Below are 20657 nucleotides of genomic sequence, written 5' to 3' on the forward strand. Positions count from 1 at the left end.
CCTATGATTCTTAAATTATATTCTATACCCCTTTTTTCGACGAATCATATATAAACCTAAAAATCTGTCACCTTATGTAAAATTCGGTTCATTATATTAACAAAAGAAGTCGATTACAATAAGTTTGTAAGCGGTTAATCAAAACAAATGAGGAGGGTCAGGGGAAGGTTCCAGCAGTTTTTTGAAGAGAAGGAAGAATGGGAAGCCCTATTTTTTTAATCATCTTTGTAAGGGTTTTCATTTCGCTTTCGATTCTTGCTTCGAAGCACAAGAGGTGTTCAAATATGGTCACGATTTACCACATTGCAAAGGCAACGGGATTTTCGCCGGCAACGGTTTCTAAGGTGTTAAACAATTATGAGGATGTCAATTTAAAGACCAAGAAAAAAATCTTGGATGCTGTGGAAGAGCTGGGATATCTGCCAAACTCCCATGCAAGATCTCTCATTACTAAGAAATCATGGATCATTGGGGTCGTTTTTATAGAATCGCTGGGGATTGGCATGAAGCACCCGTTTTTCAACGCCGTGATTGAAAGTTTCAGGCAGCATGTAGAAGTCCAGGGGTACGATTTGCTTTTTGCTTCAAGAAACATAAGCAACAAACAGAAGAGTTACCTGGATTACTTTAAGTATCGTGGTGTAGATGGTGTGGTCATTGTCAGCTCAACCTATGAAGACGAACAGGTGCAGGAGTTGATCAACAGCAGTCTGCCGTCTGTCGTCATTGATCTTAAAAGTGACAAATCATGTGTGGTCTACTCAGACAACGTTCGCGGTAGTTTTGAGGCCGTTCAGTATTTCTACTCTTTGGGACATCGCAAAATTGCTCACATTGCCGGCCACTCATCGACATTTGCCGGTAAACAACGGTTAAAGGGATATGCAGAGGCTATGAGGAAACTCGAATTGCCGGTGCCAGAGGATTACATTGTGGATGGAGAATTCTTTTCAAGAGAGAGTGGCTATGAAGCCATGAAGAAACTGTTAGTACTGAGAAACCCGCCTTCAGCTATATATGCAGCAGGAGATAACCTGGCTATTGGAGCTATGGAAGCAATACGGGAGGCTGGATTTGGAGTACCGGACGATTATTCGGTCATCGGTTTTGATGACATCGAACTTTCGGAAATGTTTCACCCATCCTTGACCACTCTCCGTCAGCAAACCGAATTGATTGGCGAAAAGTCAGGAGAGCTGCTGCTCCATCAAATCCATACAAGACAGAAAAATGTTGAAAGTGTTGTTGTTCCAGTCGAACTGATGATCAGAAGTTCATGCCGAAGTATTTAATTTTTTTACTCAAAATGGAAACCGGTTTCGTACCAGTTGAACTTGAAAAATCGAAACCGATTCAGGCACAAAAGAGTCAACGTCTTTATCATTTATTTTTCATATTAATTAGGAGGTAAGATACATGAAACGAATCTTAGGTATGGTCCTTACCCTGGTTTTGCTTGCGGGAATCATTGCAGGATGTTCAAATTCCGCTTCATCCGATACTGGCGAAAAGTCAGATGATGTATTGAAAGTCTGGTCCTTCACTGATGAATTGAAGGAGCCGATTAAAACGTTCGAAGAGAAAAATGGGGTCAAAGTAGAGTTAACGATCATTCCAATTGCTGATTACCCTACGAAACTTAAGCCGGTTTTGGAAAGTGGAGTGGGTGCACCGGATGTCTTTACTGGTGAAATTGCTTTCTTGAAGCAGTGGATCGAACGTGATTACTGGGAAAACTTATCGGCTGATCCGTATAACGCAGACGAATGGAGCGAAGATTACGTCCCTTACGTTTATGACTTAGGTAAGGATTCAGAAGGAAATGTGAAGGCGTTATCATGGCAGACGACACCAGGCGGTATTTTCTATCGTCGCAGTATCGCTAAGGAAGTATTAGGTACAGAAGATCCGAAAGAAGTCGGAGGCATGATGTCTTCCTGGGACAAGATGTTCGAAGTGGGCGACAAGTTAAAAGCCGAAGGTTACCGCTTATTCCCGGATGAAGGATCTATTCGCTGGTTCGCTAAGAGTGAAGATCCGCAGCCTTGGGTGAATGAAAATGATGAATTAATCATGACAGAAGCCAAGTTGAATTATTTTGATCAAGCGAAAAAGCTTCGTGAAAAAGATTACACTGCCTTTGCACCAGAGTGGTCCCCGTCCTGGCTCGCTTCTATGAATGGCCCGATTGCCTATAACGGTGGATGGGATGAAGTAGATGAAAATGCCTCAGGAGAAAAAACGGAAGTCTTCTCTTATGCTCTTCCAACATGGGGCTTACACAGTGTGCTTAAACTGAATGCAGAAGATACGGCTGGTGATTGGGCCGTTACAACAGGTCCGTCTCCTTATTTCTGGGGTGGAACGTGGTTAGGTATTTACAGCGGTTCTGAGAAGAAGGAACTGGCTTGGGATTTCGTGAAGATGATGACACATGATGAAGAGTTTTTGACAGATTGGGCGAAAGATACAGGGGATGTCCTATCTTATCTTCCTGTTACCAACAAGATCAAAGATGACTTCAGCGAGGAATTCCTGGGTGGACAAAACAACTATGAATTCTTCTTGGAAGAAGCGAAGAAAATTGAGCCTGGAATCGTGACAGAGTATGATCAGCAGATTGATACGCTGCTTGGTTCAAAAGTTACGGAATATGTAGACGGTAAATTGACCAAAGAAGAAGCGATTCAAGAATTCTATAAAGCTGTTAAAAATGCATATCCAAATATAAAAACACCGGAATAAACAATGAAAGGATAGAAACCTCTGGTTTCTATCCCCTCTTTCTTTCATCCTTCGTTTCAGTTACGAAAGGGGAGAGAAAGAGAAGGAAGCAAGTTGGTCACCTTCATGGGAGGTGGACTTGTCTTCTTTCCACCCTAAAAGGAAGAAGGTGTACATGGTGAAGAAATTAGATCATAAAGGCTATTATTTTATCGCTCCATTCTTTGTCATTTTTCTTGTGTTTAATATTTACCCTGTTCTTTTAACTTTTTACTATACTTTTACTCACTATGAAGGGTATGGGGCGCCGGAGTTTATCGGTTTAGCCAACTATGCCCGCATCCTGACAGATACTTATTTCCTGGAAGCGTTTGTGAACACATGGAAAATATGGGGGCTGAACTTCGCTCTTCAATTGGGAATTGCCTTGTTTTTAGCTGCCTTATTCTCAGATCTTCGTTTCCGTATCAAGGGCCTTGGGTTCTTTCGGGCGATCTTTTACCTGCCGAACTTAATTACGATCAGCTCCGTTGCGATCCTATTTAACATTATGCTTGATTGGCATTACGGTTCAATCAACCAATTCTTATTGAAAATCGGTTTGATTGGCGAGCCGATCAACTGGTTGAACCAGCCATTTACAGCTCAAGTATCCGTTTCCCTGATCTTGACGTGGATGTGGTTTGGTTACACCTTTATCGTTTTGATGGCAGGGGTATCCGGTATTTCCAAGGAGTATTATGAGGCAGCCTTGATTGATGGGGCGAACCGGATGCAGACGTTCATGTATATCACACTGCCATTGCTGAAACCGATTATGCTGTACGTCATGATTACATCCCTGATCGGTGGGCTGCAACTGTTTGACCTACCGATGCTCTTGACGGATGGCCTCGGAAATCCTGATGGCGCTTTGAATACGATGGTTTTGTATCTTTATAATCAAGCGTTCCGCTACAACAATTACGGCTATGCAGCAACGATTGCTTACATGTTGTTCTTGATTACGGTCGTCTTTTCTGCCATCACCTTTAAATCCATGTACCGGGAAGCCAGTGGAGAAAAAGCGGTGGCTAAAGCGGAAAAACGTAAAAGCAAAGCTGCGAAGAAGAGAGGGAATGTGAATGTTCAAGAAAAAGTTGCTAAACAAAACACTTATATATAGTCTCTTAACTCTATTAGCGATTATCAGCTTTGTTCCATTTTATATGATGATTATTAATGCCACACGAGAGACAAAAGACATCATCATGGGGTTTTCCTTTATTCCAGGCAGTGAACTGGTGGAAAACTATAAAAATATGATGAGTTACGTCAATATTTGGGCCGGGTTTAAAAACAGCCTGTTCGTCTCTATTACGGTGACGATCTTGAGTGGGTATTTTTCGGCATTAACAGCTTTCGGTTTCGCCGTATATGACTTCAAAGGGAAAAATAAACTCTTTATCTTTATGCTTCTGATGATGATGGTCCCCGGGCAGTTAGGGCTTATAGGTTTCTATGAGTTGAACAAGACACTCGGATTCTTAGATACCTTTATTCCGTTGATCGTGCCTGCAATCGCCAGCCCCTTTGTTGTGTTTTTCTTAAGGCAGTATCTGGCATCCACCCTGCACACTTCCTTGTTGGAAGCAGCCCGTATGGATGGAGCAGGTGAACTGAAGATTTTCCATACCATCGCTCTTCCCATCATGATGCCCGCGGTGGCAACGATGTCCATATTTACATTTATCGGTTCATGGAACAACTATATTCTGCCATTGGTCGTTATTTTCTCTCCGGAAAAGTACACGTTACCAGTCTTAATGGGCTTCCTGAAGGGATCACCGGTAGCGCAGAATCTGGGATCATTGTATCTCGGGATCGCCATTTCTGTTGTGCCGATTATGATCGCGTTCCTATTCTTCTCTAAATATATTATTACAAGTATTTCCGCTGGATCTGTGAAAGGGTAAAGCCCATCTGATCCTTTCATACGAAGGGTTGAGCCTATTCATGAAAATCAATAGAAGTATGGCCCATATCGAAATCGATTTCGGTTTATGTTTCTTTCAGGAGAATAAGGAGGAGGGTGCTAAACTTTCTCCTTATTTTCCTATGCTGGGGCCGAATCAAACGTGTAGAAAGAGGTGCTGATGCATGGTGAATTATGCATTTAATGATAAAAAATATTTTGTAATTGAAGGTTTTGATCAGGCTAAGACGTTCTCGAGCTTTTTACCTGGACTGGCTGGTTTGTACGGGGTGCCGATGTGGGCCTTTTATGTGAACAGAGGCCAGGGGATGGTGAGCTTTGGAGTCCAGGATAAAAGCCATGCGATTACAGAATTTTACCCGGCCAATCAGGCTTATGAGCGTGTGTCGACAAATGGTTTTCGTACCTTCATAAAAATTCAACGCAAGAATGATTCCTTTTTATTTGAACCTTTTAATGATCGCTTGAAAGGAAAAGGGAAGCGGACGATGTTCATCAAGGAAAATGAACTGATTGTAAGGGAACGTCATGAAGAATACGGCATTCAAACGACGGTCACCTATTTCACATTGCCGCATGAAAATTATGCATCGCTTATGCGGAAAGTGGAAGTGGAGAATATCTCTGAAGAGCAAGTAAGCATGGAAGTCGTGGATGGTCTTCCTGCCATTCTGCCTTTCGGGATTGAAGATGCGGCCTATAAAGCAGTTGGAAACACGTTGAAAAGCTGGATGGATGTGTTCAATTTACAAAATCATCTCCCTTACTACCGTGTCCGCTCTTCAACAGGGGATACAGCGGAAGTGGAGGAGATCACGAAAGGACATTTTTATGCCAGCTTTGTCGAAGACGGATCCTTATTAAAACCGATCGTCGATGCTGCGATTCTCTTTGGTGAGAACACGTCACTAAGCTTTCCGGACCACTTTGAATCTCAATCTGTTGCCGAACTTTTACAGAAGGAACAGATCACGGCAAATAACGTACCGTGTGGTTTTTCAGCCTATGCCGCGGAGATTTCCCCTCATCAATCATCCGTTTTACGAACGATGATAGGGCATGTCAATGACCTGGATATCATTCAAGAAAAGCGGGAGGAAGTGGCTTCTGCTGGGTATTTTGATGGGAAATACAAGGAAGCTCAGCTTCTTGTAGACGAATTGACAAGTGATATTCATACCAGATCCGGAAACGAAATGTTTGATGGGTATACGAAGCAAAGTTACTTGGATAATGTCCTGCGGGGCGGATACCCGGTTTTATTAGAGAATGAGAAAGATCCATTCCTCTATTATGTCTATTCAAGGAAACACGGGGACCTTGAAAGGGATTATAACTTCTTTTCTGTGGCACCGGAATTCTTCTCTCAAGGGAACGGCAACTTCAGGGATGTGAATCAGAATCGCCGGAATGATATATTCTTCAATCCCGAAGTGGGCGACTACAATATCAAACTGTTTATGAGTTTAGTGCAGGCAGACGGTTATAACCCATTAGTCGTGAAAGGGTCGTATTTTGAGCTTACTGAAAAAGAAAATCTCTTATGGCTGGAATCCCTGTTCTCCCGCGCGGAAGACGTCAATGTTATGAAGAAACAGTTGGAAGGTGCGTTCACACCAGGAGTGATTGTGCAGTCGATTGTAGACCGAAACCTACGTTTAACCGTATCACCTGAAGAATTTTTACGTACCGTACTTTCACATAGTGAACAGGAAATTGATGCAGAGTTTGGTGAAGGATACTGGGTCGATCATTGGACCTATAACCTGGATTTAATTAAGAACTACCTTAAAGTATTCCCGGACCAAAAGCAGGCCCTGTTATTTAAGGATCGTTCCTATCGATACTTTTCCAGCCCTGTTCATATAAAACCACGTTCAGAAAAATATGTATTGTCCGATGGGAAGGTGCGCCAGTACGGGGCGATTGCCGAATGGCAAGAGTCTAAGGCTGGTCACTGGCTGAAGACAAAGGAAGGCGAAGTGTATCAAAGTACGTTATTTTCCAAATTGTTTTCCTTAGCCCTTCTTAAATTCACAACCATGGATCCTTATGGTATGGGGATTGAAATGGAAGCGAATAAGCCGGGGTGGAATGACTCCATGAATGGACTGCCTGGGATTTTTGGTTCAGGGATGAGTGAAACCGTGGAATTGAAACGACTGCTGCAATTTATCCTGGAGTGTGAATTGGAAGAAGAGACGATTCTGCCTGTTGAGATTTTTACATTGGTACAGGAAGTGAAGACGGCATTACACCAGAACCTTACCTCCTTTGACTATTGGGATACGGTTTCTACAGCTAGAGAATCCTATCGAACCGCCATTAAGGACGGACTGGATGGAAGAGAAGAAGTGCTGACAGCTGCGGATGTTCAGGAAATTCTTCAACTCTTCATGGCAAAAGTAGACGCAGGTATCGAAGAAGCGAAAGAACTGGGGGGAGGGTTAATTCCGACCTACTTCTACTATGAAGCTTCTCAATATGATGTGAAGCGGGATGAAGAAGGACAAGTGATGAAAAACGAAAAAGGCGCTCCTCTAGTGAATGTTCAATCCTTTGATGTTCATGTGCTTCCGCACTTCTTAGAAGGACCTGCACGAGCATTAAAAGGCATGAGCGCCGAAACAGCTGAAGAACTTCATCAGTCTGTTCGAAAGTCTGACCTTTACGACCAAAAACTACTTATGTATAAAACATCCACTTCGTTAGATGAAATGAGTTATGAAGTGGGAAGAGCGAGAGCCTTTACCCCTGGATGGCTGGAGCGGGAATCTGTGTTTATGCATATGGAATTCAAGTATTTATTAAGCCTGCTGAATGCTGGTTTATATGAAGACTTTTTCAGCGATTTAAAGGCTGCCCTGCCTCCATTTATGGATCCTGCTGTTTATGGAAGAAGTACGCTTGAGAATTCATCGTTTATCGCAAGCAGTGTCAATCCTGACGAAAGGATGCACGGAAGGGGATTTGTAGCCCGTTTAAGCGGAACAACAGCTGAGTTTTTATCCATGTGGCAGATGATGATGACCGGTAAAGAGATGTTTGTAGTAGAAGACAGTGAATTAACGTTAAAACTACAGCCTGTTCTACCAGAATGGCTGTTTGATGAACAGAATCAATTGACATTTACGTTCCTTGGAGAGACTGAAGTGACTTATTACAATCAAAACCGGAAACCAACTTTTGGAGACGGAGGAGCATCTATTGTTCGTTATATTCTCCATGATGAGGAAGGTTCAACGGTCATTGACGGGCAGAAAATCCAAGGAGAATGGGCTGAGAAAGTCCGGAACCGTGCGTTTAAGAAAATAGAGGTCATTTTAAATTAAGTCATGCCTCCCTGCCTGTTTGGATAGCTATGAGATAGACAGGGAGGAGTTTGTTAAAGAATGAATCAGCACTATTAAAAAAATAAATGGTAGGAGGGTAAGAACGTGAGATTGATTCAAACCATTAAAAACACCAATGACCGTCTGGCTGAAAAAGAGGAGCTGTCCTTTACCGAGCAGGGAGTAGAAGAAGGAGCGCCGGCGATAACCATCCTTCCTGAAGAGCGCTATCAGACCGTTATGGGATTCGGGGGTGCTTTTACAGAGGCGGCTGCCTATACGTTGTCGCAAATCCCTGAAGAACAACGGATGGAGGTAATCGAGAGCTACTATCATCCATCGAAGGGATTAGGTTACTCTCTTGGAAGGACGCATATACATAGCTGTGACTTTTCTCTGGGTAACTACACATATGTGGAAGAAGAGGATCAGGAACTGCGTACGTTCTCCATTGATCGGGAACATAAGTATGTCATCCCTATGATTAAGGATGCAAGGGTGATGAGAGGGGAAGACTTAACGATTTTATCTTCTCCATGGAGTCCTCCCGCATGGATGAAAACGAATAAAGAGATGAACCATGGTGGACAGCTTTTACCCGAATATCGTGAAACATGGGCGCGTTACTATGCGAAGTATATTCATGCCATGGAGGAGTCAGGTGTTCCGATTTGGGGGGTAACGGTTCAAAATGAACCAGACGCCACCCAGGTGTGGGATTCCTGCCGTTATTCCGCTGAAGAGGAACGCGATTTTGTTCGGGATCATTTAGGACCAACCTTGAAAGGTGAGGGTCTCGGCGATAAAAAAATCATCGTTTGGGATCATAACCGGGATATGGCTTATGAGAGAGCGAAAACGATCCTTTCCGATCCTGAAGCGGCTGAATATGTATGGGGAACAGGTTTGCACTGGTATGTAAGTGAAGAGTTCGAAAATCTAACGAAAATCCATGAAAAATTCCCGGATAAACATATCATTTTCACAGAAGGTTGTATTGAAGGCGGAGTTCAGCTGGGCGCCTGGCATACAGGAGAACGTTACGGACGAAATATTATGGGCGATTTAAATAATTGGCTGGAAGGCTGGATCGACTGGAACCTTGTCCTGAATGAAGAAGGCGGACCAAACCATGTAGGGAATTATTGCGACGCGCCCGTCATTGTGGATACTCAAAAGAACAAGCTTCATTATAATAGTTCTTATTACTATATTGGTCACTTTAGTAAGTTCATTAAGCCAAATGCCGTAAGAATTAAGCTTCAAATGGACCACCACTCCCTTCAGGGGGTCGCTTTTCAAAATGAGGATGACTCGATTGTACTTGTCGTGATGAATGAAACAGATGAAGCCGAAGAGGTGAGTGTCGTGTTACATGGTAAATCCTGTCCTGTAACGTTTGCGCCTCATTCGATTTATTCGTTTGTGATCTAAAGTCTCGATTGACCATTAATGATGAAGTGTGATTTTACTAGTTGCAAAATCATGCGTTCCGATAACATCGGAGCGCATGATTTTTTTATTGGATGATCCAGTGAAAAAGTGTTGTATAATGAAATGCGATTGTACGAGTTTCGAGACGTCATCCATTACGCTATATATGGATGGAGGAGGCGGGAATGTGAAAGCGAAAAAGAAAAAGAAAAAGATAGGGAAGCGGGTTGCTGTTATTTTTGCCGTTTTCATTTTGGTTATCTTTATAAACAATAGTTCTTATTTGATGAATGAAAGTACGGAAGACCCTGTACTCTTAGCCCATGTAGGTATGGCTCAGACTTATCCCATGGACAATATCAAAAATGATACCTGTACGGCTGAAAGAATTTACGAACCAGAACACCCCTATATTGGGAACACGATACCTTCCATGGAGGCAGCTTTCGAAGAGGGGGCCGACATTGTGGAGTTTGATATTCACCCTACAAAAGATGGGAAGTTTGCCGTATTCCATGATTGGACTTTGGATTGTAGAACCGATGGACACGGGGTAACAAGAGAGCATACCTTAGAAGAATTGAAACAATTGGATGTGGGCTATGGTTACACGGCGGACGGCGGAGAAACGTTTCCATTCCGAGGAGAAGGGGTCGGCCTGATGCCATCTTTGGATGAGGTACTTAATCGTTTCCCTGAGCAACCTTTCCTTATAAATATAAAGAGTAATGATTCTGAGGAAGGTGAACAATTAGCCCAGTACCTTTCAACGCTTCCAAAGGAACGGATAGAGAAACTTTCTGTTTATGGGGGAGATGCCCCTATACAAGTATTGAAAGAAGAGGTACCTGGCTTACGTGTGATGTCCATGGAAACATTGAAAAGCTGCTTGATCTCTTATGAATCGGTAGGCTGGTCAGGATATATACCTTCCAGTTGTAAAAATACGCAACTGCATATACCAGAGAAATATGCCCCATGGATATGGGGATTTCCTGCTAAGTTCTTAAACAGGATGGAGTCAGTAAACACGAAGGTGGTTTTTGTTGCTGGTGAGGGGAAATGGTCGGAAGGCTTTGATGATCGGAAAGACTTTCAACGTATCCCTGAGAATTATGATGGGATGATTTGGACGAACCGAGTGGATCGTTTGGCAGAGATTGTTAAGGAATAAGTGAATAAATTAAAAAAGAAGTTGGGCTCTCGATGAAAGAGAGCCCAACTTCTTTTTATTTCGTCCAGACAATTTTTTAAAGTAAAAGTGATACGAAGAAAAGAAATTTCTTATGAATTTTTTCATCAATTCTAAGTTTTAAAGGTAAATAAGAAGGGGAAAATCTTTTCCAGGAAAACAACTAAGAGATGATGGGGTGGACGTATGATTAAAACAGAGAAAATACCCTCCATATCAATAATCGGTTTGCTTGCGCTAATGATTATTTTTGGGTGGTTTCGGTACGGCTATGGTTTGTTGTTCAGTGAATTTAAGAAGGCTTTTGGTCTTTCCACTTCCTTGCTGGGGGTGATTTCCAGCCTTACATTTGTCACCTTTTTAATAGGGGCATTGATTGTTGTCCTTTTTGTAGCAAGGTTTGGGTCCCGCCATGTCATTATGGCTGGAATCATGACGGCTTCGACAGGATTGTTGGTTGCCTCTCTTACGGGAAGCTGGCTTGTGTTTGCAGCCTCCTGTTTACTTGCAGGATTCAGTCCCGGTCTGACATGGTCTTCTTTCTCCCAAAGTGTGGGCGAGCACCTGCCTGAAAATATTCAGAAGCGGACGCTTGCCATCATCAGTACGGGATCAACGGTGGGGTTGATTTTCATTTCTCTCATCTACTTGCTCCTGGACGGAAATTGGAGACTGGTTTGGGGTGGTGGAGCTGTTGCGGGCTACCTCATCTATTGGTGGGCGTATAAGACGGTACCCTATCAGAAAGAGTATTCAAGTGTGAAGCGGATCAGAATCGCGGATCTTCATCCATTGTTCACGAAATATACGAAGCCGTTCTATGCCGCGTCGTTCTTGTTCGGATTTACGGAGTCTACCTATTGGACGTATTCTGCGGACTTTGTTCAGGATAATTTCTCTATCGCTAATTCAAATGCGATTTTCTTCTTGATCACAGGTGTAGGAGGACTGGCCGGACTGTTAGGGGGAGAACTCATCAGTAAGTGGGGGATGAGGTTGAGTTTTACACTCACAATTGTCCTTTATTCCCTCAGCATGTCGGTCCTGTTCTTATCTCAAGGATGGCTTATTGTATGCTTCTCAGGATTGACGTTTGGAATCTCCTTCATGTTATACGCCGCATATCTGCCCATTTGGAGTGCGAAAGTTTTTCCGAAGTTCCCAGCTCAAGGGTTCAGCATCTGTATCATTGTGCTGAATATCGGGGCGATTCTAGGACCGGCGGTGTTTGGATGGATATTGGCTTATTCCACGTATAGCTTGATCTTTCTGTTGTTAGGAATCATTGGCTTGGTAAAATTGTTTACTTTGCCGGTGTTGCGGAATGAATTTTAAATAAACTCATTCTTTGCGCACCATGAAAAAAGTTCTGCTCTCGATATTCTCTCGAGCGGAACTTTTTGTTTTTACTGCTCCCCTTTTTTCCTGTACCTTATGACTAAATACGGACGCATCATCTCATAGTCTTCATGCTCTAAGATATGGCAGTGCCATACGAATAATCCAGGATAAGGACCGAATGGAATGATGATCCGCGTAACTTCACCAGGATTAGCCCGGACGGTATCCTTCCATCCTCTTTCATTTAAATCTGGAAGAACACGTGGACCTGCAGGAATGAGCCGTCCTTCCTTTTCAAAGACATCACGATCGAAGGGTTGGCGATCGAGAATTTGGAACCGGACTAAATGAAGGTGGATAGGGTGTATATCCTGGGTTTCGTTAATCAGCGTCCATATTTCCGTTTGACCAAGCTTCGGTGTCTCTGAAACGGGTTCTGACCACAGCCGGTCGTCTAACAAGTGGATGTTGCGCCCGTAGGAATCTTTTCGCATGTTGAGGCGTAAGGTCCTATTTTGCTGATATTGTGTGAGTTTGGGTACAGATGCCAGGCGAGCGGGTATGGAACTTTTATCCTGGCAGCTGAGAGTATTGACTACACGAAATTGCATCACACTCCCCTTCGTCTCCGGGTCGGGTTTTTCCCCTTTCCTTTCAAAATCGTTTTGCAGGACGATTGATTCTCCGACACAAGTAGAAAAATCGACGATCACATCCGCTCTTTCCGCTGGCGCTAATATAAGTGAAGGGACGCGGACCGGGGTTTCAAGTAACCCTTGATCAGTGCCAATCTGTATAAAAGGTGTCCCGTTGGAAAGGGTCAAACGATAGAAGCGGGAGTTTGAGCCGTTCAGAATGCGGAAACGGTATCTCCTTGGTTCTACGTTCATATAAGGCCATACTTTGCCATTCACCAGGATGGTATCTCCGAAGAAATCTGGTACGACAGAGGGGTGGGGAGCTGTTTCAGGTTTGTCTGGTTCCGATGGGTAGAAGAGACGGCCATCTTTATGAAAAGAACGGTCCTGAATGATCAGCGGGATGTCGAAGGGGCCACATGGAAAATTTAAGCGTGTTTCTTCCCTGTCATGAATGATGTACATACCGGCAAGCCCGGCGTAAATATTGAGTCGTGTGATCCCCATGGCATGGTCGTGGTACCACAAGTTGGCCGCTGGCTGATGATTGGGGTAGGTGTAGAGCTTATTAGTGAAATGGGGTCCTACTTTTTGAAAATCACGGGTGAACCATGCTTCTGGATACCCATCACTTGTATCTGGCGTCACCCCTCCATGGAGATGCACCACGGTCCGCACTTCCGGGTTATTTTTCCCGGCCCCATGAACGGTTGTATCAAAGGGAAGAAAATGACGTTCAGGAAGTTCATTTTTCCATAACACGTGGATCGGCTGATGTCTCTGTGCGTGAAAAGTTGGACCAGGGTACAGCCCGTTATAGCCCCATACCTTCGTGGGAGGCAGGTCTCTGTGCAGTTTCTGAAAGGTTTCCTGCATCGTCACCTCATAGAATGGTACATTTTGAATATGACTCGTGGGGCGAAGGGGATTCATGATGGGAAGGGGGTCCACAAACTTCTTCAGCATACCTATCTCTCCTCTTGATCGTTAGGCTTCTTTTATTTTATTTATAAGGGAGGAGGATTACGCCTCTTTATCTCTCCTCCAAGAGGGAAGTTCTAGCACCTGAATTACAGCGCCTGTTAAATGGTCACCTTTATTTAGTTTAGAAATAAAATAAAAGAGGGGTGGTAAAGGTGTGTGTAGAACGCAGTGCAATGGAAAATCAGGCTAGGATTTTTTTAAAAGAAATCCAGGACAATTCTATCTATGAACTAACCAGGATAGTTTTAGATGACGGGAAGGCTGTCAATCTAAATAGGAGCAATGAAGGAAGATGTTTAGCTTCCTATCCATTAATTAAAGAGATTCTCTTACGTGACGAAAGTGGGAAGATTTATTCAATTGAACCCAATCTTAATGGAGTGCGTTTTGCCTCAGGGGAATGGAGCTATGATCAATACCTATGGAAGTGCAAACAGGAGCTCATCACAGGAATTATAATCTTAATCGTATCACTAGGTGTTTTTATTACATTGGGTTGGCTATTGGTTAACTACTTAAGCTAGGTCCCTCAACTGAAAAGTAAACGAATCTTATTCCAACATTTGAAGACAAACGAGGCTGAATCCTCTCGCTAAAGTGTCAGCGTAGTAGGATTCAGCCTACTTTTTTACATGTAAAGCTTTTACCTTTTAAAACATAGGGTGAATGGAGATGTATAAGAGTGATATGATTTAATGCAAGAGATCTTGAGAATGCCTCATTTCTCTTATCATTCATACCATGAGTGGAGTGACAAGTATTGAAAAAATATACAAGATATAAATTTTTAGCAATCATCGTCACTAGTTTTTTTATTGTCAGCTATGAGCTGGTCAGACATTATATACTCATCGATTATTTACAAAAAGATATAGATATTCTCTTTTCTTCACTTCTTTTTATCGTGGTTTCCATCATCATCTCACATCGGATTTTTCATGCATTAGAAAAACTGGAACTACAAACCTACCAAAAAGAAATTGAAGCAAAGGCCATGTTCGATAACAGTGTAGATGGGATATTTGTCTTTCATTCAAACGGCAAAATTCTTGATATGAATCAAGGAGCAAAGAGGCTAAGTGGATGGGGGTTGGAAGACGCACGATCGTTTGAAATGCTCTTTCATACGTCTCTCTCTTTCGATCAGTATCACAAAAGAAGAGAGAGTGAAGCCCCCCGTATCTGGGAGAGCTATGTAAAGAGGAAGGATGGAAAGGAAGTTCCGGTGAGTTTAACGCTTTCGTATTTGAAAGATTTACCAGGTCATCAAGATAAAATGGCTGTTATTGCAAGGGACCTATCCGAAAGAAAGCAGATGGAGAATGTAATCAAAGATCTTTACGCAGAAGCCACTCAGAAACATTATGAGACAGAAATCTTATACCAGATATCACGTAAGATGGCGACTATTCGAGAGCTTAGTAATTATGATGCTCAAGCCATACTCAGAACTGTTTCATATAAAATTCAAAAACTATTAAAGGTAGCTGAAGTAGCCATATTAATCAGGCCTCCTGATGAGGATGGCTATTCATTAGCGGCTTCGACTCAGAGCTTTAATCTTCCCGAGGGGAAGTTCTTTGAGAAGAAACAGTGGGAGGATTTCGAATTTAAAGAAGATCAGTTAATCATTCCTTTTCAAAGTAATGACGAAAATTTAGGATTCATTGTGGCTGGAGGAGCGGATAAGGTTAGATCCTCTATGAACCAGCAAGAGGTAGTAAAAAGTATTAAACAAATCTTCTCCATTACAATTGAAAATAGTCAATTATACCAAAAGCTTAAGGGGGTCACGATTTTAGAAGAAAGGGAGCGGTTAGCTCGTGAAATGCATGATGGTTTAGCACAAGATATCGGATCGATCTCTATGAAATTACAAGTGCTGAAGAGTCTGATTCATTCTCATAAAGGAAAGAATATTGATTCTATGAAATTGCAAACGCTAGCGGATGATTTAGAGAAGATTACCAATGAAGCTTACCATGAAATCAGGCATCATCTATTTAACCTGCGCACTCCATTTCGAATGAACCAGCCATTTGATGAATCACTTGCTAATTATGCTGATATTTTCGAAAGACAGACGGGGATAAGAGTGAAATTAATAGTGAGTCATTCTTTAAGCGATCATCATCTTCAATTATCACAACATGGAAAAGTGCACGTCATTCGTATTATTCAGGAAGCACTCTCAAATGTGACGAAACATGCCAATGCTACAGAGGTGACTCTTGAAGCGTCCCAGCTAATGAGTGGGGGACTCGAAATAACGATAAAAGATAATGGAAATGGATTTAAATACGAAGGGGCTGAGCCCAGCCAAGGACATTATGGATTGGAAATCATGAAGGAAAGGGCAGAGTTATTTGAAGGTGACTTACGCATAGATACCATAAGGGGAAAAGGGACAAAGATTACTTTGACGATTCCCTTGGAAAGGAGAGCATGATGAAAAATATAAAAATTTTAGTGTGTGATGACCATGAGATTTTAAGAAAGGGCATCGTCGAGTTACTAAATTTACAAGAAGGCATGAAAGTCATTGGGGAGGCGGTCAATGGATCTGAAGCTGTGGCGCATACAGAAAGTATGAAACCTGATGTGGTGTTAATGGATATCCAAATGCCTGTATGCAGTGGTTTGGAAGCGGTGAAAGAAATACGTGAGCATAATAAAGAAGTCAAAATAATCATGTTAACGGTCTCAGATGAAGAGAAAGATTTATATACATCCATAAAATACGGAGCCAATGGTTACTTGTTGAAGAATATGAACTTAAATGAATTATTCGCTCATATCCATGGAGTTCTAAAAGGAGAAGCCTCTTTTTCACCTGGATTAGCAAATAAACTCCTAAACGAATTTAAGTCTATGGCTGAGCAACTCCAAAGTCAGAAAAGTTCTCAATATAACCTGAGTGACAGAGAAATGGAAGTCCTGGACCTTGTCGTGAAAGGTCTGGCTAATGAAGAAATCGGGGAGCAGTTATTTATTAGTCAGCACACAGTCAAAAAACATTTAGGGAATATCCTTCAAAAGCTTCATGTCAAAAATCGGCACCAAGCGGCTGACTTCGCTGTGAAAAAGGGGATCGTAGATGAGTACCTGCAATAATAGGGGGGCATTGTTGGGAATTATATCAATAAATATAGGGTTAAAGACCGTTTCCGGGTACTGATAGTACCATTTGTAATACTACCCTCCTTGGTGTAAAGTACACTGATTTCTACTATAAGGAATCAAATGTTTTGGCTATCATTATAGATAGACAAGTCATACATGGAAACAGGGAGGAAGTCGAATGATTGCTCGTAAGGTATTCTTTTTGATAGGAGCTCTACTTATTATTGGTGGTTCACTAGCGGGATGTTCAACATCAGGAGATGCATCTAAAGGTAAATCATCTGCAGAGGAAGTGCAGGCAGACGAGAGTGAGGGGCAGGGAAGCAACACGGAAGAAAAGAAGGGAAAAGAGACTAATGAAAGCTCCGGTGAAAACGATCACGTTATAAATGTTTCCGCTTTTGAAATGGGATATGATCCTAAAGAAATTAAGCTGAAGAAGGGTGAGGAATATGAACTTGTCCTAAACAATGACGGGGATATCTTCCATGATTTAACTCAACAAGAGATGGACGTTGAAATTACTTTTATGAGTGAAATGGCAGAGCATCCTGAATCATTATCCTTTCTTGATCAAATGTTCGGCGTTAAAAAAGTACATGCAAGTGGAGATCATGATGGTGGACACGGAGAAGATCCTAAAACGATTCATATGAATGCAAAGTCGGGGCAAACCGTAAGGATTAAATTTATACCTCAAGAAAAAGGGGAATTCGAATTTTTCTGTAGTGTCCCCGGTCATAAAGAAGCAGGTATGGTAGGGAAATTTATCGTTGAATAGATGAACCAAGACCCAAGTGGTTTTCCCACTTGGGTGTTTTTTAATAAAAAAGTATCTTCCATTTTTATGACGAATGGTGAATGTGTGGTTTTTGCTGATTCACAGGTTCACCGACATACCAACTTCCTGCTAATAAGAAACCAACGACTAGAAAGAATACAAGCAAAGGTTTGAGGAACCACTTTTTTGATGGAATGAACGGTTCCGGAGAAGATGTGGATGCGAACGTTGGGTATAAAACCAGAGAACATACAGCCAACGTAATGAATAGCTCTAATAAAATGATGGATTCGGCAATAGAAATCATCTCTCCCAGCATAGCTCCCATCATTCCACCCATTAATCCAGCTGATATCCCCTCTATACAGGAAACCATTCCTAACTTCCAGTTACAAACCCCGGCGATTAATGCTCCGGTTGACATACCTGAAACCGTAGCAAGGAACAAATTGCCCGGAAAAATCGAACCCATCATTAATCCAATGACAAGCCCAATACTTGTCCCTGTCATCATTGAAATGACCATACAGTGGCTATGGTGAAGGGTAGTGTGAAATTTTCTCGCTAATAAAAATGAGAAAATAACGATCATTAGTAAAGCCAACGTAATAAAGATTTGAAAGTCACTCATTCTTATTCTCCTCAAAAACATAATCTGTTCCTACTTAACTCTATGATGAGTGGATGAGAATTATTTTTGCCTGAATTACTTTTATTGTGAGGTTTTCATTTGTTAGAAAAGTAAGTATATGCATTCCTTCTAATTGAGATTGTGAGATTCTCCCTGTTACTTGTAGTTCCTTATTTGGTCCATCATTCGAATTGCAATAATCATTCACTTCCGGACTGGATGATCGGTGTCCAACCAAAAAACAAAAATGTACAAGCCAATATTGTCACCAAATCTTAACGGATTCTCCATAAATTCTCGACAATTTAAATTGATACTAAGGTTATTAACAAAAAGGAGCTGATAAGGATGAAAAAATGGATTATTGGCGCATTATCATTCGGAATAATTGCTGCCGGCGGTGTGACGGGAGTTAGCGCTAAAAGCAGCCAGGTGGAAATGCCCCAAGAAAAAAACAATCATATGATGGAAATGGAAAGAATGCATCAAATGATGTCAGAATCAAATGCGGTCATCAATTTTGGCCAAGCAAAAAATCTAATGGAACAAATTCATCCAGAAATGACGATTCAGGAAATAAGAGAGATGTACACGAATATGCATGGTACGAATGGAGCTGAACCTAGCAATAATTTTAAAGAAATGGAGCATAACCATTGAGGAAAAAAAGCTGACCTGTAATTGAATCTGGGGCAGCTTCTTTTTCCAACTATTCCTCATGACTAATTCATTCTGCCTAAAGGTTCATATATTAAAGGTGTCTAGTAAGAATACTCGGGGCTATGATTCTATTCTGGAGGTCTTGCCTTTAACTCTTCACGTAATCCATTAAATATATAAAGAAGCCAGTCTATGATAGACTGGCTTCTTTATATAAAACTTAAAAATTATAGAGGACGATCATCAAACTCATAATGAACAGGACCAGGCGCAACGCGTGCATTTTCAAGGGCAGGTGTATCTGGTCTTGCAATTTGATAGACGGCTGCTCCTACGATTTCTGTCGTCTCTTTCAATTTCTCTTTACTGATTTTATCTAACGTATCTTCAGGGGAGTGGTACCATGGCTCAAGAGGCGCATGGATGAACAGTGCAGCAGGAATTCCCTCCATATAAAACGGTACATGGTCGCTCCGGCCAAGCTGTCCGTATTCGACTACTTCTGCCACTCTTGCCCCTGCAGACGCTCCTAAATCTGTGACTAGATTTTTCTCTCCATCCGGTGTGAACATAATTAGATCCCCAGAGTCGCGGCTTCCGATCATGTCCATTTGAAAATGGGCGGAGATTCGGCTGATTTCATTATCGCTAAGTGTACTGACGTAGTGATAAGAACCGAGCAAACCTTTTTCTTCCGCTCCAAAGGTCATAAAGCGCAACTCGGTGTCCGTAGGAGTTTTCGCCATAATCTTAGCTAATTCCAGCACCCCGGACACCCCAGAAGCATCATCGTTGGCTCCAGGTCCGCCAGCCACAGAGTCATGGTGGGCACCAACCGTGACGATTTGTCCGGTATCTTTATTTTTATGCGGTTTCATGGTGGCAATCACGTTATAAGATGTTTGATCGATGGGGCCTGCATTTTGTACGGATACTTCTGCCGTGACTTCTTCTGACTGAAGTTGATTTACGAGGGACAATCCAGCTTCCCGGTCGATCGCAACAGCGGGAATGTTCTGCCCTTCATATGTAGAACCGAAATCGTTGCCTTCTGCTCCTTCACGGTTAAACATAATCACACCTACAGCACCTTTATCGATCACGTTTTTTACTTTTTCGTAAAAACTGATTTCGCCTCTTTCAATCAACGCGATTTTGCCGGAAACGGTATCCGGCACATCCTCAGCGTAAGCCAGGCCTACATACTCCAGGGAGGCTTCGACTGTACCGTTTACAGACCCATTAAAAGTATGAACATCACCAGCAAAGTCTGAGCTATTGATGGAAATGGAGGAAGTTCCTCCGTCCCACGCTTGGATGGTGAAAGGCTGTAATTCTGTTTCATAACCGTAGCTTTCAAATTCACTTTTAATGTACTGAACAGCCTCATACTCGCCTTGTGTTCCAGCTTCCCTCGGCTGTTTAGAGAGCAGGTCTATCCGGTCGAAAAGACGCTCGGCACTGATTTTTTTAATCACCTTATTATCAAAGGCGTGATCAGCTTGTTCATTTGGAGCGGGTGGGTCAGCAAAAGTTACAGCAGGTGCAGAGCCTAAAACTAATCCAGCGGCTAACATGAAAGGGATGGCTTTCTTAGACAAATCGATTTCCTCCTCTTAAATCGTAATAGAACCGTACTATTGGTAGTTTATCAGAATTGTAATTATTTGGTTTTTGGTATAAAACGAGGAGATAGTGGCTTTCCATGTCCTTCTTACCTATGAGAAAAAGGAGAATATTGAGGGAGGATGTCGAATCTATAGTTCGTCATAGGTAGATCCATGATGAATTTTGATAAGTTTTCATAGATGCTGTTACTTAAGATTCATTTTTGCAAATTCC

The 20657-nt window shown here is 42.2% G+C and carries 16 protein-coding genes; 13 read left to right on the top strand and 3 right to left on the bottom strand.

Features of this window, described 5'->3' with window-relative positions:
- Nucleotides 1-284 precede the first annotated feature (284 nt).
- The 8 genes from J0K78_RS10635 (at nt 285) to J0K78_RS10670 (ending at nt 11992) form a co-directional block, all read left to right on the top strand.
- On the top strand, nt 285-1292 hold the full coding sequence (locus tag J0K78_RS10635; protein ID WP_206946830.1) for a LacI family DNA-binding transcriptional regulator: 1008 nt from the start codon (nt 285-287) through the stop codon (nt 1290-1292).
- A 124-nt stretch (nt 1293-1416) separates the two neighbouring features.
- Nucleotides 1417-2745 (top strand): ABC transporter substrate-binding protein, encoded by a 1329-nt coding sequence (locus J0K78_RS10640; protein WP_206946832.1) that lies wholly within the window; start codon nt 1417-1419, stop codon nt 2743-2745.
- Between the two features lie 157 nt (nt 2746-2902).
- Nucleotides 2903-3889 (top strand): carbohydrate ABC transporter permease, encoded by a 987-nt coding sequence (locus J0K78_RS10645; RefSeq protein ID WP_115825043.1) that lies wholly within the window; start codon nt 2903-2905, stop codon nt 3887-3889.
- The gene (locus J0K78_RS10650) at nt 3849-4679 is read left to right on the top strand and encodes a carbohydrate ABC transporter permease (RefSeq protein ID WP_206946833.1); all 831 of its coding nucleotides are present in this window, start codon (nt 3849-3851) and stop codon (nt 4677-4679) included. Before J0K78_RS10645 ends, J0K78_RS10650 begins: the two co-directional genes overlap by 41 nt.
- Nucleotides 4680-4863: 184 nt before the next feature.
- Nucleotides 4864-8031, top strand: a complete 3168-nt coding sequence (locus J0K78_RS10655; protein ID WP_206946835.1) for a cellobiose phosphorylase — start codon at nt 4864-4866, stop codon at nt 8029-8031.
- 105 nt (nt 8032-8136) lie between these two features.
- Nucleotides 8137-9465: a glycoside hydrolase family 30 protein gene (locus tag J0K78_RS10660; protein ID WP_206946837.1), complete on the top strand. Its 1329-nt coding sequence runs from the start codon at nt 8137-8139 to the stop codon at nt 9463-9465.
- A gap of 187 nt (nt 9466-9652) precedes the next feature.
- The gene (locus J0K78_RS10665; protein ID WP_370551112.1) at nt 9653-10639 is read left to right on the top strand and encodes a glycerophosphodiester phosphodiesterase family protein; all 987 of its coding nucleotides are present in this window, start codon (nt 9653-9655) and stop codon (nt 10637-10639) included.
- Nucleotides 10640-10843: 204 nt separating this feature from the next.
- Nucleotides 10844-11992: an MFS transporter gene (locus J0K78_RS10670; RefSeq protein WP_206946839.1), complete on the top strand. Its 1149-nt coding sequence runs from the start codon at nt 10844-10846 to the stop codon at nt 11990-11992.
- 71 nt (nt 11993-12063) lie between these two features.
- Here J0K78_RS10670 and J0K78_RS10675 read toward each other — a convergent pair whose 3' ends face one another.
- The gene (locus J0K78_RS10675; RefSeq protein ID WP_206946841.1) at nt 12064-13602 is read right to left on the bottom strand and encodes a multicopper oxidase family protein; all 1539 of its coding nucleotides are present in this window, start codon (nt 13600-13602) and stop codon (nt 12064-12066) included.
- Nucleotides 13603-13772: 170 nt separating this feature from the next.
- Between J0K78_RS10675 and J0K78_RS10680 the strand changes: the two genes are divergently transcribed.
- From J0K78_RS10680 to J0K78_RS10695, 4 genes are all read left to right on the top strand, one after another.
- Nucleotides 13773-14144 (top strand): hypothetical protein, encoded by a 372-nt coding sequence (locus tag J0K78_RS10680; protein WP_206946843.1) that lies wholly within the window; start codon nt 13773-13775, stop codon nt 14142-14144.
- Between the two features lie 236 nt (nt 14145-14380).
- A complete protein-coding gene (locus J0K78_RS10685; protein WP_206946845.1) occupies nt 14381-16069 on the top strand; it encodes a PAS domain S-box protein in 1689 nt (562 codons plus the stop codon).
- Nucleotides 16069-16734: a response regulator gene (locus J0K78_RS10690; protein ID WP_206946847.1), complete on the top strand. Its 666-nt coding sequence runs from the start codon at nt 16069-16071 to the stop codon at nt 16732-16734. The genes J0K78_RS10685 and J0K78_RS10690 overlap by 1 nt, the downstream gene beginning before the upstream one ends.
- A 187-nt stretch (nt 16735-16921) precedes the next feature.
- Nucleotides 16922-17524 (top strand): plastocyanin/azurin family copper-binding protein, encoded by a 603-nt coding sequence (locus tag J0K78_RS10695; protein ID WP_206946849.1) that lies wholly within the window; start codon nt 16922-16924, stop codon nt 17522-17524.
- 64 nt (nt 17525-17588) lie between these two features.
- Here J0K78_RS10695 and J0K78_RS10700 read toward each other — a convergent pair whose 3' ends face one another.
- Nucleotides 17589-18155 carry a hypothetical protein gene (locus tag J0K78_RS10700; protein ID WP_206946850.1) on the bottom strand — a complete coding sequence of 189 codons (567 nt, stop codon included), beginning with the start codon at nt 18153-18155 and terminating at the stop codon, nt 17589-17591.
- A 348-nt stretch (nt 18156-18503) separates the two neighbouring features.
- Between J0K78_RS10700 and J0K78_RS10705 the strand changes: the two genes are divergently transcribed.
- Nucleotides 18504-18815, top strand: coding sequence for a hypothetical protein (locus tag J0K78_RS10705; protein ID WP_206946852.1), 312 nt, complete (start codon nt 18504-18506; stop codon nt 18813-18815).
- Between the two features lie 227 nt (nt 18816-19042).
- Here the strand turns inward: J0K78_RS10705 and J0K78_RS10710 are convergent, their stop codons facing one another.
- Entirely contained in the window at nt 19043-20416 is a 1374-nt protein-coding gene (locus tag J0K78_RS10710) for a M28 family peptidase (protein WP_206946854.1), read from the bottom strand.
- Nucleotides 20417-20657 lie beyond the last annotated feature (241 nt).

The organism is Halobacillus sp. GSS1 (assembly GCF_017307035.1).
Lineage (GTDB): Bacteria > Bacillota > Bacilli > Bacillales > Halobacillaceae > Halobacillus > Halobacillus litoralis.

Bases quoted from the DNA above. Each gene is read 5' to 3' on its own strand.
- J0K78_RS10635 (WP_206946830.1), top strand. From the start codon at position 285: ATGGTCACGATTTACCACATTGCAAAGGCAACGGGATTTTCGCCGGCA.
- J0K78_RS10670 (WP_206946839.1), top strand. From the start codon at position 10,844: ATGATTAAAACAGAGAAAATACCCTCCATATCAATAATCGGTTTGCTT.
- J0K78_RS10640 (WP_206946832.1), top strand. From the start codon at position 1,417: ATGAAACGAATCTTAGGTATGGTCCTTACCCTGGTTTTGCTTGCGGGA.
- J0K78_RS10705 (WP_206946852.1), top strand. From the start codon at position 18,504: ATGAAAAAATGGATTATTGGCGCATTATCATTCGGAATAATTGCTGCC.
- J0K78_RS10700 (WP_206946850.1), bottom strand. From the start codon at position 18,155: ATGAGTGACTTTCAAATCTTTATTACGTTGGCTTTACTAATGATCGTT.
- J0K78_RS10675 (WP_206946841.1), bottom strand. From the start codon at position 13,602: ATGCTGAAGAAGTTTGTGGACCCCCTTCCCATCATGAATCCCCTTCGC.
- J0K78_RS10690 (WP_206946847.1), top strand. From the start codon at position 16,069: ATGAAAAATATAAAAATTTTAGTGTGTGATGACCATGAGATTTTAAGA.
- J0K78_RS10655 (WP_206946835.1), top strand. From the start codon at position 4,864: ATGGTGAATTATGCATTTAATGATAAAAAATATTTTGTAATTGAAGGT.
- J0K78_RS10695 (WP_206946849.1), top strand. From the start codon at position 16,922: ATGATTGCTCGTAAGGTATTCTTTTTGATAGGAGCTCTACTTATTATT.
- J0K78_RS10650 (WP_206946833.1), top strand. From the start codon at position 3,849: ATGTTCAAGAAAAAGTTGCTAAACAAAACACTTATATATAGTCTCTTA.